General features: G+C 33.9%; 17 protein-coding genes and 3 tRNA genes. 15 read left to right on the top strand and 5 right to left on the bottom strand.

Annotated features, from left to right (window positions below; translation table 11 throughout):
* The first annotated feature begins 143 nt into the window (after nt 1-143).
* From QO190_RS01270 to QO190_RS01240, 7 genes are all read left to right on the top strand, one after another.
* Complete coding sequence (locus QO190_RS01270) at nt 144-1,460, top strand: tyrosine-type recombinase/integrase (protein ID WP_371460890.1); 1,317 nt, start codon at nt 144-146, stop codon at nt 1,458-1,460.
* Between the two features lies 1 nt (nt 1,461).
* The gene (locus QO190_RS01265; protein WP_371460888.1) at nt 1,462-2,298 is read left to right on the top strand and encodes a hypothetical protein; all 837 of its coding nucleotides are present in this window, start codon (nt 1,462-1,464) and stop codon (nt 2,296-2,298) included.
* Between the two features lie 98 nt (nt 2,299-2,396).
* Nucleotides 2,397-2,684, top strand: coding sequence for a helix-turn-helix domain-containing protein (locus QO190_RS01260; protein WP_371460886.1), 288 nt, complete (start codon nt 2,397-2,399; stop codon nt 2,682-2,684).
* Nucleotides 2,685-2,721: 37 nt separating this feature from the next.
* On the top strand, nt 2,722-3,324 hold the full coding sequence (locus QO190_RS01255; RefSeq protein ID WP_371460884.1) for a hypothetical protein: 603 nt from the start codon (nt 2,722-2,724) through the stop codon (nt 3,322-3,324).
* A gap of 36 nt (nt 3,325-3,360) precedes the next feature.
* Nucleotides 3,361-3,825 carry a terminase small subunit gene (locus QO190_RS01250; RefSeq protein WP_371481229.1) on the top strand — a complete coding sequence of 155 codons (465 nt, stop codon included), beginning with the start codon at nt 3,361-3,363 and terminating at the stop codon, nt 3,823-3,825.
* Complete coding sequence (locus QO190_RS01245; RefSeq protein WP_371460881.1) at nt 3,825-4,106, top strand: hypothetical protein; 282 nt, start codon at nt 3,825-3,827, stop codon at nt 4,104-4,106. The genes QO190_RS01250 and QO190_RS01245 overlap by 1 nt, the downstream gene beginning before the upstream one ends.
* Nucleotides 4,107-4,126: 20 nt before the next feature.
* Entirely contained in the window at nt 4,127-5,080 is a 954-nt protein-coding gene (locus tag QO190_RS01240) for a hypothetical protein (protein ID WP_371481227.1), read from the top strand.
* Nucleotides 5,081-5,272: 192 nt separating this feature from the next.
* Here the strand turns inward: QO190_RS01240 and QO190_RS01235 are convergent.
* The 3 genes from QO190_RS01235 to QO190_RS01225 all read right to left on the bottom strand — a co-directional run bounded on the left by QO190_RS01235 (nt 5,273) and on the right by QO190_RS01225 (nt 5,534).
* Nucleotides 5,273-5,356, bottom strand: a tRNA-Leu gene (locus QO190_RS01235).
* A gap of 9 nt (nt 5,357-5,365) precedes the next feature.
* Nucleotides 5,366-5,438 (bottom strand) — tRNA-Gly (locus QO190_RS01230).
* 14 nt (nt 5,439-5,452) lie between these two features.
* Nucleotides 5,453-5,534: transfer RNA gene (locus QO190_RS01225), tRNA-Leu, on the bottom strand.
* A gap of 164 nt (nt 5,535-5,698) precedes the next feature.
* Here QO190_RS01225 and QO190_RS01220 point away from each other — a divergent pair.
* The 8 genes from QO190_RS01220 to QO190_RS01185 all read left to right on the top strand — a co-directional run bounded on the left by QO190_RS01220 (nt 5,699) and on the right by QO190_RS01185 (nt 12,211).
* Nucleotides 5,699-6,079: a DUF3127 domain-containing protein gene (locus QO190_RS01220; protein ID WP_213197088.1), complete on the top strand. Its 381-nt coding sequence runs from the start codon at nt 5,699-5,701 to the stop codon at nt 6,077-6,079.
* A 67-nt stretch (nt 6,080-6,146) separates the two neighbouring features.
* Complete coding sequence (gene aat / locus QO190_RS01215; RefSeq protein ID WP_371460877.1) at nt 6,147-6,809, top strand: leucyl/phenylalanyl-tRNA--protein transferase; 663 nt, start codon at nt 6,147-6,149, stop codon at nt 6,807-6,809.
* 106 nt (nt 6,810-6,915) lie between these two features.
* Entirely contained in the window at nt 6,916-7,791 is an 876-nt protein-coding gene (locus tag QO190_RS01210) for a DMT family transporter (RefSeq protein WP_371460876.1), read from the top strand.
* Between the two features lie 185 nt (nt 7,792-7,976).
* Nucleotides 7,977-8,630: a CBS domain-containing protein gene (locus QO190_RS01205; protein WP_371460875.1), complete on the top strand. Its 654-nt coding sequence runs from the start codon at nt 7,977-7,979 to the stop codon at nt 8,628-8,630.
* 30 nt (nt 8,631-8,660) lie between these two features.
* Nucleotides 8,661-9,527, top strand: a complete 867-nt coding sequence (locus QO190_RS01200) for an NAD kinase (protein WP_371460873.1) — start codon at nt 8,661-8,663, stop codon at nt 9,525-9,527.
* Nucleotides 9,528-9,601: 74 nt separating this feature from the next.
* Nucleotides 9,602-10,672: a class II fructose-bisphosphate aldolase gene (fbaA, locus tag QO190_RS01195; protein ID WP_213190175.1), complete on the top strand. Its 1,071-nt coding sequence runs from the start codon at nt 9,602-9,604 to the stop codon at nt 10,670-10,672.
* A 54-nt stretch (nt 10,673-10,726) separates the two neighbouring features.
* A complete protein-coding gene (gene accD, locus QO190_RS01190) occupies nt 10,727-11,578 on the top strand; it encodes an acetyl-CoA carboxylase, carboxyltransferase subunit beta (RefSeq protein WP_069799756.1) in 852 nt (283 codons plus the stop codon).
* Nucleotides 11,579-11,740: 162 nt separating this feature from the next.
* The gene (locus QO190_RS01185) at nt 11,741-12,211 is read left to right on the top strand and encodes a hypothetical protein (protein ID WP_371481225.1); all 471 of its coding nucleotides are present in this window, start codon (nt 11,741-11,743) and stop codon (nt 12,209-12,211) included.
* A 38-nt stretch (nt 12,212-12,249) separates the two neighbouring features.
* Here QO190_RS01185 and QO190_RS01180 read toward each other — a convergent pair whose 3' ends face one another.
* Nucleotides 12,250-13,329 (bottom strand): mannose-1-phosphate guanylyltransferase, encoded by a 1,080-nt coding sequence (locus tag QO190_RS01180; protein ID WP_371460871.1) that lies wholly within the window; start codon nt 13,327-13,329, stop codon nt 12,250-12,252.
* On the bottom strand, nt 13,316-13,921 hold the full coding sequence (locus tag QO190_RS01175) for a SprT-like domain-containing protein (RefSeq protein ID WP_371460869.1): 606 nt from the start codon (nt 13,919-13,921) through the stop codon (nt 13,316-13,318). The genes QO190_RS01180 and QO190_RS01175 overlap by 14 nt, the downstream gene beginning before the upstream one ends.
* Nucleotides 13,922-13,942 lie beyond the last annotated feature (21 nt).

The following is a 13,942-nucleotide window of genomic DNA, read 5'->3' as shown; positions in this document are numbered from 1 at the left end:
TGTTATTTTTACTGTTAATCGGCTTTAATGCCCTATTAATAGCGTTTTAAGAATAAAGCAAAATAAAGCTAAATAAAAATAAATAAACTTTTTTTCGGGACATATTCGGGATTTAATTAATTTAGCATAAATATTTGTAGTCAATGAAAGTGCTATTTTTTATCAAAAAACGAAAAAATCCATATTCTAAAATTTACATCAGACTTTGGGAGAGCAAAAAGTATGATTTTACAACCTCGACAGGTTTGCAAATTAAATTTGATTATTGGGATAGCAGAAACGAAAAAGTAAAAAATAAAGTCGAAGCATTAGACAAAGATTTTATTAACTCGAAACTTTTGGAACTGAAAAAGAATGTTATTGAAAATTTTAATCTTGACTACAATAGTGAAAAATCAATTTCAAATGATTGGTTAAAAACCAAAGTCGATAGATTTTTTAACCGTGTGGACGAAAGTAAGCCCGAATTAACATATTTCATTGATTGGATTAAGGTATTTATCGAAACCGCTCCAAAAAGATTATACAAAGGCAAACCGATAAGCCAAAGCACTCTAAAAAAATATACTACTACACTAAATACACTAACCCAATATGAAGCCGACAGAGGAAAGCGTTTGAGGTTTGAGGATATTACAATGACTTTTTACTTTGACTTTGTGGACTTTTGTAGGAGTATCTTAAAACATAGTACCAACACAATCGGAACGTATATCAAAAAAATAAAATTCTTTTGTGGTCAAATAGATTTGGAGGGCTTACCAATATCAAACCATTACAAAAACAGCGAGTTTATGAGTATTGGGGAATCCGCAGAGGATATTTATTTGACCACCGCAGAAATTCAAAAAATATTCAATTACAATTTTGATGACACGCCTTATTTGGACAATGCGAGGGATTTACTGATTATAGGACTTAATACAGGGCTTAGAGTGTCGGATTTTATGCGTTTGGACTTATCTCACATAAAAGCGGACACAATCCGAATAAAAGCCCAAAAGACAGGAAAAACCGCAGAAATTCCGATTAACGACCAAATAGAACAAACTCTAAACAAAAGAGGCGGAGCGTTACCTCATCCAATTAGCGAACAAAAATTTAACGATTATATCAAAGAGATTGGGGAAAAGGTGGGATTTACCGAAATGGTAAAAGGTGCAAAAATGGTCTGCATTAATGAGGAAAAAGAGGACGAAAAAAAACAATTCCGCAAAGTATCGGGAACGTTCCCAAAGTACGAATTAATGACCTCACATATTTGCAGACGGTCGTTTGCTACAAACCTATACGGACACATTCCAACGCCCGTAATTATGTCCATTACAGGACACGCAACCGAAACCCAATTTTTGACCTACATAAAGAAAACAACCGCAGAAAATGCGGAGGTGTTAAGGAATTTCTATAAACGTAGTGCAAAGGAAAACGGCTTGGAAACGAGTTTGAAAATAGTTTGATATGGAAAAGCCACTTATTTTAATTGATAAAGACGGAAATAAAATAGAGGATTTAGATAAATTCCTTTCAGAACAGAAATTTTATTTAACCGATAACGAGGGGAACAAAATTGATGACTTAGAAAAATTCTTTGCAGATAATCCCGAATTGAAAGACAATTTTAATTCCTTAGAATTGTACGGAAATCCTTTTGAGTATTATAAATTTCTTTTGCGAAATGGGAATATAAAAACAGGTATCGAACATTTTTATTATTCCAAATTAAAGGAAATTGATAGCCGTCAAAACAAAGATAATTTCAAAGAATATCTTATTAAAGAAAAGGAAATTTTAGACTTTTTAAAAGATGAATTGAAAGCCCAATTACATCTAAATTCTGACTTAGAAAGTGAAATTAATTTTGCTATTGCACGATTAGAGCAATTACAAAACATTATTGATTTTACTTTGAAAAAATCGGGGACTATCAAACCAAATAACAACAAAATTTTAGCCTTTAATAATGATTTAGAGGGCTGTTTGGATGATATGGAAATCATTTTATCTGATATTAATAAATTACTATTTGACGAATCTACCATTGAGCAGTGGAAGCAACTATTGAGAGGGGAAGTTTTAGAAAATCCGATAGTTATAAAAAAGAGTATTAAAATGGAGGAATTTAAGCATTTTATCGACAAAATAATAAAAGGAAGAAATTACCCTGAATTACAGAATAATAAAGTGTTTCTTTGGAAAGGAGAAATATTGACACAAAAGAAAATTATAAATTACCATAAAATGAAAACGGACGGATTAAAACCCGATATTGATAAAATACTTTCAGCTCTTATTTAATCTTTTTTACAGTGATTTAACGGACAATCTACCTACTTTGGATTTTGTCCGTTTTTTTTTGCTCTATTATTGTCCCAACAAAGTAAAATCATAGCAAAATGAATACAGTAAAAATTGAGGTAAACGGTTTGGACATTACCGCCCTCGCAGAAAAATTGGACACGCTCACAAATGTATTGACAGGGCAAACCGTCCCCGAACCATCCACGCCCGAAAATAACAATTTAATAACACGGAGGGAGACCGCAAATATTTTAGGAGTAACACTTCCAACCGTAATAGATTGGGAGAAAAAGGGAATTATTACAGGTTACAGAATAGGAAACCGAATTAGGTATAAACACTCGGAAATCTTGGAAGCAGTTACCAACAATAAAACCCGATAAACAGCAATTAATTTTTAATCAAAATAAATTTTTCACAATGGACACACAAAATTTGAACATAGCACAAAAAAGGATGCTAACCTACTTAAAAAACAATTTTCCAACGCTCCCGATGAGTGTAGCGGAAAGCATTAAGAAAACCTTTGAGGCGTTCCCTGATTTTGAAATTAAAGAGGGTACGGATGTCTTAACGGTCGATTTGGATGAGGTAAAATTAACCAACAATGACAGGGATATAGTTTGTTTCTACTCTGCAAAAAACATTGTAGAAAAGTTAGTTAAAGACTACCAAAGCGACCGACCAAACAACGAACCCTCCCAATTAGAGTATAAAGTTTGGAGTTTGACAGAGGAGCAATATTTGGAGCTCGTAAACAGGGAGGAAATACCATTAAACGAACGTTTGCAGATGTCCGAAATATGGAAGCGGAAACCGTCAGAGGAATTGGATTATATCAATATGCTTTTAGATGAAACCATAACACCAACGGAAAAAATCGAAAAGATGTATCAAAGAAAAGGGGAAATAAGCCCAATGAGAGCCAAAGAAATCGAAGCAGAAAAAATGGAGCGTTTCCACAGCGAGGGAATGGAATTGACTGACAAAATAGATGAATTATTAACGCTATTTGATGAGTGATTTTTGTTAGGTCGGTTTAAGGCAGTCTTTTAATGAGTGAAAGGCAGAATTAAACAAACCGCCTATTTATGGGGAAAATTTGCAAAAAATTATCAAAGTGAGTTAAAGGCAGACTTTCAGAATATGACACACAAACAGAAAATATTTGTTTCCGAATATGTCAAAACAGGGAACGCCACAGAATCCGCAAAAAAAGCGGGATATTCTGACAAAACAGCATACAGCACAGGACAAAGATTGTTGAAAAATGTTGAAATCAGAAAAGAAATTGAGCGGATGCAGAGCGAAGCCCTCGAAAAAGCGGAGTTAAGTGTTTCGGATGTCGTTAAACTCGTGAAGCAAATAGCGACAGAGGGGAAAAATGAAACGGTGCGACTTCGTGCAATGGATATGCTATTGAAGTATCTCGGAGCGTATGCGGATGATGCCAAATTAATTTCCCGATTGTCAGAGGACGAAATCGAAAAACTCGCAAATAGATTAATTGAAAAATTAGGATGATGAGCAAAAAAGGAATTGTAAACGCAATAGTCAGAGGGGACAAAAAGGAGGCGTTAAAACTTAAAAATGGTTTGAGTAATTCGATTATGGTAAAAACCCGAACCGTAATTTATCGGGATGGTTTGCCCGATGAACCCACAAAAGAGCAAAAAAAGGCGTTTGATGACTTCATAAATACGGAACAATCAAAAACGCCTGATATACGGCTTTTTGTCATCATTCGACACATACGAACCCGACACGAAGAAAACGGGGAAAATGAACAAAACGGATTGCAATAGCAGTCCATTTTTTTAATACGATGTTAGATAATACTAAGTTTTTAACGACAGATTTGCAGATAATAAACAGGATGTTATTACACCCTGATTTTGTCGGATGCAAACCAAAAAACAATTATTATCATTCATTGATGCACAAAGATTTTGGAATCAAATTGAGTTTAGATTTTCGCAAAGCGGTCGAAAATGGGGAGGTGGTCGGTTATGGACATTTGGAAATCAATATTAGTCCACATTATCATTTTAACGAATACCGCCACAATGGGGACGATTTACCGCCCGAAAACTGTATAAAATCCGTTTCGGATATTCTTACCTATCTTGGAATAAAAGCGGAGGAATTGGAAGCCCTGAAAGTCTGCAATCTTGAATTTGGATTAAACATAATACCCGAAACCGATATTAAAAACCTCATCAATGGGATTTTATTCTACAAAAAAACACCTTTTAAAGTCGGGGATTTTCCATATTTCAAAAAGACCGATGCAACCACCTACAAATTTTTAAAAGCATACGCCAAAGGTTTGCAGTTTGCAGATTTTCCCGAATACGGAATTAATTCAAATACATTGAGGTTTGAGATAAAGACCAAACAGGGGAAAAATATTAAAACATACGGAATCCATAACGCAAACGACTTACTGAAATTGGAAACTTACAGCCGATTAGCGGAAACCATATTGAGAGAATGGGAGCAAATATTAATAATCAATTCAGAGCCAAATTTGAAAGGATTAAAGCCCGATGAGGTGCGTTTTATATCCAACTGCAAAAAGGTCGGATTTTGGGAATATGTAAGGGAGGAAATGAGCCGAAACTCTTGGAGGGAAAACAAAGAAAGGTATTATAAAACCGTCCCGAAAAATGACAATTTACACCGTGAAATTATGACCAAAATAATTGAGAAATTCGGGACATTTTTTGATTGTGCATTTTCCACACAGAAAACCCCCATAAACAGGGCAAAAGTTTAAAATCAAAAATGACCGTTTTCACTGATAAACTTGGAATTTGCACAATTAGAGTAGAAAAAAGGGGAGGAAATCGAGCGAAAAAATGCACGGAATTTTTAAACTACAATTCAGTTTTTAGGAACATTTTCGGGACAAACGCCCCATTAAAAAGAATAAACCGCTGAAAATCAAACAATTAACAGCGGTTTAATGTACCCCAGACGGGACTTGAACCCGTACGTCCTTGCGGACACAGGATTTTAAGTCCTGCGTGTCTACCAGTTCCACCACCAGGGCAAAATGGAGAGCGAAAAACGGGATTCGAACCCGCGACCCCAACCTTGGCAAGGTTGTGCTCTACCAGCTGAGCTATTTTCGCATTTCTATTTCGTGTGCGGATGAAGGGACTCGAACCCCCACGCCTCACGGCACCAGATCCTAAGTCTGGCGTGGCTACCAATTACACCACATCCGCTAATATTTAAAGAACTTTGTTCGTTTTTTGTGAGTGCAAATATAGAAACTTTTTCCTAATGTTCACAATTTTTTTTTGAAAATTTTTATTTTTTGAAAAAAAAACTTAGAAATTAGATTTTTGTTTCTGTTTTTATTACTTTTACAACTTTAAGATTAATAGATATGGAATTACAAGGAACGGTTAAGAAAATATTTGATACCCAGACTTTTGCAAGCGGTTTTCAAAAAAGAGAAATGGTTTTATTGACTCAGGAACAATATCCTCAGCCTATTTCAATAGAATTTTTATCAGATAAAATTAATTTATTAGATAATGTTTCTGAAGGCGAAACTGTAAAATTAGGAATCAATATTAGAGGTAGAGAGTGGACTAACCCACAAGGTGAAGTAAAATATTTCAACTCTATTACAGCTTGGAGATTAGAAAAAGTAGCAGATAACGGTGCACAACCTACTTATGCTGCTCCATCTGCAGTGGCTACTCCAGCTACTACTAATGAAAATCCTTTCGCAGACGAAGGTGATGACGATTTACCTTTCTAAAATAATAGAAATTTTATACATTTGAAATCCTACTTTAATAAGTGGGATTTCGTTTTTAAAATAAGATATGTTTCTACTAGATTCCGAAGAAATTGCTTTTCCAGACCCTGCTTTGTATGATTTTGAAGGAGGATTACTGGCAATGGGCGGAGATTTATCTCCAGAAAGAATCTGGTTTGCTTATCAAAACGGGATTTTCCCATGGTTTAATCCTGAAGACGATATTTTGTGGTGGTGTCCCGATCCTAGATTCGTATTGTTTCCAGAAGATTTGAAAATTTCTAAATCCATGAAAAAGATTCTGAGAGAGGAAAAATTTACTTTTACTGAAAACAAATGTTTCGAAGAAGTGATGAAAAACTGCCAAGCCGCAGAAAGAAAAGGTCAAGATGGAACATGGATAACCGATGAGATGATAAAATCTTACAGCACTCTTCACCGATTTGGAAAAGCCAAAAGCATAGAAGTTTGGGAAAATGATGAATTAGTGGGAGGTTTATATGGAGTAGATTTAGGTCACATATTCTGTGGAGAAAGCATGTTTGCCAAAGTGAGCAATGCTAGTAAAGCGGGTTTTATTTATTTTGTAGAAAAATATAAAAGTCAGTATCAGTTGATTGATTGCCAAGTTTACACTGAGCATTTAGCTTCTTTAGGCGCTAAAGAAATTCCTAAAAGGGAGTTTCTGAAAATTTTAAAACAAAATTTCTCAGACGAGAACGTAAAATGATAAAGAAATTGCGCCCCGAGTTGAGCGGAGCTCTTTTTAAAATTTATAAATTTTAAAAAAGCGAGAGCGGAACGAGGAAATTGGCGCCAAAAAAATTAAAAAAAATATGAACCCTGAAAAAGAAAAATGGATTTTATTAATATTGCTCTCTTTGATTTGGGGCTCTTCTTTTATTTTGATAAAAAAATCGCTGGAACACTTTAATCCATATCAAGTAGGAGCGCTTAGAGTTCTTATTTCTGGGGTTTTACTCTCGCCGATTGCTTTATTGAACATCAAAAAGTTCCCTAAATCACATCTAAAATGGTTGATTATAGCAGCACTTTGTGGAAATTTTATTCCCATGTTCTTATTCCCTATTGCGGAAACCAAAGTCAGCAGCAGTATTGCCGGAATTATCAATTCTACGATGCCACTTTTTGTGATTATAGTAGGTGCTGCATTTTGGAAAACCAAAACCACTCCTCGACAAATTTTAGGAATTGTCATCAGTTTCTTTGGGGTGATTTTATTAATGAATTCAGGGCATGACAATAATACAGAACACTTATTTTACATCGGACTGTTGCTTTTTGCTGCTTTCTTATACGCTGTAAGCGTAACTACAGTTGGCGCAAAACTCACCCACATTCCTGCAAAACTTCTTTCCTCATTTGTATTTTTCTACGTCTTGTTTTTACCGTCTTTATTGGCTTTATATTTCTCAAATTTCTTCCACGAGTTTTCTTTTACAAGAGAAAACATGATAGGATTAGGATTTGTAGCGACTTTATCTATCTTCGGAACTGGACTAGCCATGATGTTACAATATAGATTAATGAGCGTTTCTAATCCACTATTTGCGTCTACTGTAACTTTATTAATGCCAATTGTAGCGGTTGCTTGGGGAATAATTGACGGAGAAAGTTTTACTTTTTTGCAAGGAATAGGTGGTGCTATTATTCTAGGAGGACTAATTTTTCTGAGAAAGAAAAAAAGCTAGCATTTTTACATAAAAAAACTGCATAACCCCTTAAGAAGCAATGCAGTTTGAAATAAATCTAATAAAAAGTAAAAATGAAAGGTGACAAAGATAAAATTTTTTTTCAATAAAATTCAAAAATGTTTGAAAATTTTTTATGATTTCCGTCATTTAGCTGATTGATAAGAATTAATTACCTTTGCAACATGTTAATTTCTGAATATATATCCAAAGATTTTCCCGCTTTTGAAGTTGATTCATCAGCAGAAGAAGCACTAGAAATAGCCTCGGAATTTGGTTTCACCCATATTTTTGTGCAAAAGAACAATCTTTTTTTGGGAGGAATCTGCAAAGAATTTTTGGAAGAAAACCCTGATATGAATTTAGAAGAACTCCTTATTCACATCGAACGTTTTGCTATTTTAGAAGGCGGAACCATATTAGACACTGTAAAATTATTCTATACTTTTAACGCTAATATTATTCCCATTATCAATAAAAATGAAGAATATCTAGGATACATTGCTTACGATGATGTTTTTAATGAACTGTCGAAATATCCTTTATTTTCTGAAAACGGAGCGGTTTTAACGGTAGAAACCAACTTAAAATCGTTTTCAATGACTGAAATTGCCAAAATTGTAGAAAGCAACAATTCTAAATTTTACGGAGCGTTCATCAGTCATGTAAATGATGATGTAATACAAGTTACCATGAAAATTAATCATGATAATTTAAGTTCTATAGACGAAACCTTCGACCGATTTGGTTATCACGTAGTTCATAAATTTTATAACGACGAAAAAGAAGACCTCATCAAAGACCGATATCAATATTTTCAAAAATATTTAGAATTTTAATGTATTTTTGAGTTTATAAAAAGATTTATTTTGAAAGCTGCCATTTATTCACAGAAAAAAGACTTAGATACATTTTTATACTTAAGTAAGTTTATATCAGAACTTAGCAAAAGAGGTGTAAAAGCTATTATATATGAACAGCTCTTCAAAGATTTAGAATTTTCTAAAGAGTTTTCTACTTTTTCTAACTACGAAGATGTAAAACAAGAAAAAATAGATTTTTTCTTCAGTTTTGGTGGAGACGGAACCATTCTAAATGCCTTAAACTTTATCAAAGAATTAGAAATTCCTATCATCGGTGTAAACACGGGTAGATTAGGGTTTTTGGCAAGTTTTTCTAAAGAAGAAATCTTCAGTCACATAGACGAAATCATCACCAAAGAAATGAATTTGAGCAAAAGAAGCGTTTTGCACGTTACTTCTTCTGGCACTCCTATTGATTTTCCGTATGCACTAAATGACTTGAGCGTTTCTAGAAACGAAACCACTTCTATGATTACCATAGAAACGCATATTAACGACCAGTTTCTAACCTATTATTGGGGAGATGGGTTAATTATTTCTACACCTACTGGTTCTACCGCATATTCATTGAGTTGTGGCGGACCTATCATTTCACCAGGAAACGGAATTCTTTCACTTACGCCAATTGCGCCTCATAATCTTAATGTGAGACCAATTGTTTTAAGAGACGATATAGAAATTACCTTAAAAGTCGAAAGCAGAGTTCCACAATATTCTCTTTCTCTAGATTCTAGACTCTATCACATGAAAAATGATGATGTGATTACGGTAAAAAAAGCCGACTTCCAATTGATCTTAATGCACCCAAAAGACTTGAGCTTTTTCAAAACTTTAAGGCAGAAATTACTGTGGGGCAAAGACAAAAGAAATTAGTATTAATAGCATAAAATTCACTAAATTTACATTTCGAAATTTACATTTAACAATCAATAATAAAACAAAAGAAAATGAGCAGAAAATTTCCGGCAGGTGTTGCCACAGGTTCATTAGTATCAGAAATTTTTGCACACGCAAAAGAAAATAATTACGCACTTCCTGCAGTAAACGTAGTAGGTTCTAGTAACATAAACGCTACTATGGAAACAGCAGTTAAATTAAACGCTCCAGTAATTATTCAGTTTTCAAACGGAGGAGCTGCATTTAACGCAGGAAAAAGCCTTAGTACTGAAAATCAAAAATCTGCAATCCTAGGAGGAATTGCAGGAGCTAGACATATTCATACCCTTGCAGAAGCTTATGGAGCTACCGTAATTCTTCACACAGACCACTGTGCTAAAAAATTACTTCCTTGGATTGATGGATTATTAGACGCAAGCGAAGAGCATTACAAAGCTTTTGGTAAGTCATTGTTCTCTTCTCACATGCTAGATTTATCAGAAGAACCAATTGAAGAAAATTTAGACATTTCTACTAAATATTTCGAAAGAATGGCTAAAATGGGAATGACTCTAGAAATAGAATTAGGAGTAACTGGTGGTGAAGAAGATGGTGTAGACAACTCAGATGTAGATTCTTCTAAATTATATACTCAGCCAGACGAAGTAGCATACGCTTATGAAAGATTAAAAGCTATTTCTCCAGAATTTACGATCGCTGCAGCTTTTGGTAACGTTCACGGTGTTTACAAACCAGGAAACGTGAAATTAACTCCGAAAATCTTAGACAATTCTCAAAAATATGTACAAGAAAAATTCGGAACTTCTGAAAAACCAGTAAATTTCGTATTCCACGGTGGTTCTGGTTCTACATTAGAAGAAATTAGAGAAGCGATTTCTTATGGTGTTATCAAAATGAACATCGATACAGACCTTCAGTTTGCTTACACAGAGGGAATTAGAGATTATATGAATTCTAATATCGAGTATTTAAGAACTCAAATTGGTAATCCAGAAGGTGAAGAAAAACCAAACAAAAAATTCTATGACCCAAGAGTTTGGATTAGAAAAGGAGAAGAAACTTTCGTAAATAGATTGGTAAAAGCCTTTGAAGATTTAAATAACGTAAATACATTAGGCTAAAATCAAAGATTTCACTAAATTCGAAACCTCAATTTTAACCTTAAATAAATAACTATGGCTTTTGATTGGTTTAAAAGAAAGAAAAAAAATATTACCACAGGAACCGAAGAGAAAAAAGACGTTCCAAAAGGTCTTTGGCATCAAACTCCTTCTGGTAAGATTGTAGAACATGACGAGCTTAAGAGAAATAATTACGTTTCTCCAGAAGACGGTTTCCACGTGAGAATAGGAAGCGCAGAGTTCTACGATATACTTTTTGACGAAGGGAAATTCACAGAATTACATCCTGATGTAGAAAGTGTAGATATGCTTAAATTTAAAGATACAAAAGCATATACAGACCGATTAAAAGAAGTAAAATCTAAAACAAAACTTAAAGATTCCATCAGAAATGCAAGAGGAAGCGTAAATGGTGTAGACATGGTGATTTCTTGTATGGATTTTGCGTTTATCGGGGGTTCACTTGGTTCTGTAATGGGCGAAAAAATCAGAAGAGCTGTAGATTATTGTATAGAACATCAACTTCCTTACATGATTATCTGCCAATCTGGTGGTGCTAGAATGCAAGAAGCGGCTTATTCTTTGATGCAATTAGCAAAAGTACAGTCTAAGTTGGCTCAACTTTCTGATAAGAAATTGCCTTACATTGCTTATTTATGCGACCCAACTTTTGGTGGAATTACTGCATCTTTTGCAATGACTGCAGATGTAATCATGGCAGAACCTGGCGCTTTAATCGGTTTTGCAGGTCCTAGAGTAATTAGAGAAACCATCGGTAGAGATTTACCAGAAGGTTTCCAAACGTCTGAATTTATTCAGGAAAAAGGATTTGTAGATTTTATTGTAAAAAGAACTGAAATTAAAGAAACGGTTTCTAAAACAGTGAAACTATTGATGAATAAATAGAATATTTATTCTCTGAGATAATTTTAAATCGTAAAACTTAATTGTTTTACGATTTTTGTTTGAAACATTTTAAAAAAAACACTTACTAATCTTAGAAAAACCCTTAGAATGACACCTAAACTTGTTTTTAATGTCTTAAAAAGCTTAAGTTTAAAAAACCTTTTGAAATTATTTTTTATTGGGTTTAGTCATCCTATTTTTTCTGTTCTTACCTTTTTCGCAACCTACAAAACGTACAAAATTTCTGAAAAATTGTTCCCCAAAACACATGGTTTACACGGTACAGGAAATGCTTTCAGACACGCACTTTGGAACAGTTTAATCATGATGTATTGCTGCAAGGTTTCTTCCCCGAAAAAAGCGCTAATTTGGACTGAAAAAATCACGCAAATGCACGAAGATTTATTTCCCAATGAGCCTCTACAACGAAAAATGGATTTGCACAATAATAAAGTGGGGCGTGATTATTTTATGCAATTATTACCTACGATTCACAGACAGTTTTTTGAGACCAGTTTTTTTGTAGAAAAACTGTTAGCATTAACTCAGCAAATTAAAACGGTAAAAAGAGAAGACGAAACTTTCGGTTTTGAACTGATTATAATAGACGAAAAAAGAGAAACTTTATCATAAGTTTCTCTTTTTGTTTTTATAAAGTTAAAGAATAAAAATTACATGAATTTTTCTCCTTTTTTAAAGTTTTTCAAGTCTAAAACGTAGTCCTTAATTAACTGGTCATTGCTAATTGGGCAAATCAGGAGAGCTTTCTCTGTATCTACCACGATGTAGTTTTCTAAACCGTCTATAATAGCTGCTTTATTATTATTTCTAAGTCTGACGATGTTTCCTTTAGAATTATAAGTTAGAACGTGCTTAGATTTAACTGCATTATTGTTCTCATCTTTTTCAGCATTCTCGTAGACAGAAGTCCAAGTTCCTAAATCACTCCAACCTAAATCTGCAGGAATAACATAAACGTTTTTCGCTTTTTCTAAAATTCCATTGTCTATAGAGATTTTTTCTACTTTTGGATAAATGGTTTCTATGCAAATAGTTTCCTGATCACTATTATATTCGCAAGTATCAAATTCATGTGTCATTTCTGGTAAAAACTCTTGAAACGCTTTATGAATTGATTTAACATTCCATACAAAAATTCCTGCATTCCAAAGGAAATCTCCACTTTCTAAAAAAGCTTTAGCAATTTCTAAACTAGGTTTTTCGGTAAAAGTTTTTACTTTAAAAACTTCTTCCTCTTTTTTCTCAATAAATTGTATGTAACCATATCCTGTATCAGGACGAGTGGGTGTAATTCCTAGTGTGATAAGGTAGTCATGCTTGCTCGCTAAATCAAAAGCTAATTCTACTTTTTCTAAAAAAGTTTTCTCCTTAATAATTAAATGATCAGCTGGTAAAACAATTACATTTGCATCAGGATCTCTATCTGCAATTTTATTAACCATGTAGATGTTACAGGCTGCTGTGTTTTTCATCACAGGTTCGCCAACAATGTTTTCTAGAGGAATCTCTGGCAACTGATGATGAGATAATTCTACGTACTCCTGATTGGTGATTACGTATATATTTTCGGAAGGAACGATTTGCTTAATTCGGTCAAAAGTTTGCTGAATCATGGTTCTTCCCGTTCCTAAAATATCTTGAAACTGCTTCGGAAATTTCTGAGTAGACATTGGCCAAAATCTGCTACCAATTCCACCTGCCATGATTACGCAGTAGTTACTGTTTTTCATATTGATCATCGATTTTTCTTACCCGAGCTAATGTATTTACCTTATATTTTAGCCCAGATTTTAAATTACGGCAAAGATAGCGCTTTTTTGTTGTTTCTTCAATTACGAAAACTTTATTTTTAAGGACAAAAACATCCCCAACGATAAGGCTTTCTAGATATAATAACTCATCTTCCTCTGGCACATGAAAATATTTCACTAATTCAGGAGAAGCCATAAAATTAGCTTTCGGAGATTTTGAAAATTTCTGAATAATGGGACGTAAATCTTCTGCATAAACGGTCAAACTTTCTAGCAACATTTCTCTAAAAGTCTGCTTCCATTCTGCACCATGAGGCGAAATTTTCCTGCCATATTTTTCAAAAGCAATCAGATGCGCCAATTCATGCGTAAGCACAAAGAAAAACAATTGTGGCTCTAGTGTTCCATTGACGGTAATTTGGTGAGATTTATCTGGCAATTTTCGGTAATCTCCCAGTTTGCTGTTTCTGTTTTTAGTAATTTTAAGATGACAAGGATAACTCCCAAACCAAATTTTGAGATAAGGAAGCGCGTTCTCTGGCAAAAATTTTTCTAAAACGGAAACAGACATTTAGTTCGAGTGAATTTTTTC

Source organism: Cloacibacterium sp. Arc13 (assembly GCF_041431305.1).
Lineage (GTDB): Bacteria > Bacteroidota > Bacteroidia > Flavobacteriales > Weeksellaceae > Cloacibacterium > Cloacibacterium caeni_B.
Note: the sequence above shows the minus strand (reverse complement) of the source record. Positions and strands in the feature narration are given on the sequence as shown.

Coding starts and splice junctions, on each gene's coding strand:
- QO190_RS01240 (WP_371481227.1), top strand. CDS start 4,127: ATGTTAGATAATACTAAGTTTTTAACGACAGATTTGCAGATAATAAAC.
- QO190_RS01245 (WP_371460881.1), top strand. CDS start 3,825: ATGAGCAAAAAAGGAATTGTAAACGCAATAGTCAGAGGGGACAAAAAG.
- QO190_RS01260 (WP_371460886.1), top strand. CDS start 2,397: ATGAATACAGTAAAAATTGAGGTAAACGGTTTGGACATTACCGCCCTC.
- QO190_RS01270 (WP_371460890.1), top strand. CDS start 144: ATGAAAGTGCTATTTTTTATCAAAAAACGAAAAAATCCATATTCTAAA.
- QO190_RS01210 (WP_371460876.1), top strand. CDS start 6,916: ATGAACCCTGAAAAAGAAAAATGGATTTTATTAATATTGCTCTCTTTG.
- QO190_RS01180 (WP_371460871.1), bottom strand. CDS start 13,329: ATGAAAAACAGTAACTACTGCGTAATCATGGCAGGTGGAATTGGTAGC.
- QO190_RS01175 (WP_371460869.1), bottom strand. CDS start 13,921: ATGTCTGTTTCCGTTTTAGAAAAATTTTTGCCAGAGAACGCGCTTCCT.
- QO190_RS01265 (WP_371460888.1), top strand. CDS start 1,462: ATGGAAAAGCCACTTATTTTAATTGATAAAGACGGAAATAAAATAGAG.
- QO190_RS01255 (WP_371460884.1), top strand. CDS start 2,722: ATGGACACACAAAATTTGAACATAGCACAAAAAAGGATGCTAACCTAC.
- accD (WP_069799756.1), top strand. CDS start 10,727: ATGGCTTTTGATTGGTTTAAAAGAAAGAAAAAAAATATTACCACAGGA.
- QO190_RS01205 (WP_371460875.1), top strand. CDS start 7,977: ATGTTAATTTCTGAATATATATCCAAAGATTTTCCCGCTTTTGAAGTT.
- fbaA (WP_213190175.1), top strand. CDS start 9,602: ATGAGCAGAAAATTTCCGGCAGGTGTTGCCACAGGTTCATTAGTATCA.
- QO190_RS01220 (WP_213197088.1), top strand. CDS start 5,699: ATGGAATTACAAGGAACGGTTAAGAAAATATTTGATACCCAGACTTTT.
- aat (WP_371460877.1), top strand. CDS start 6,147: ATGTTTCTACTAGATTCCGAAGAAATTGCTTTTCCAGACCCTGCTTTG.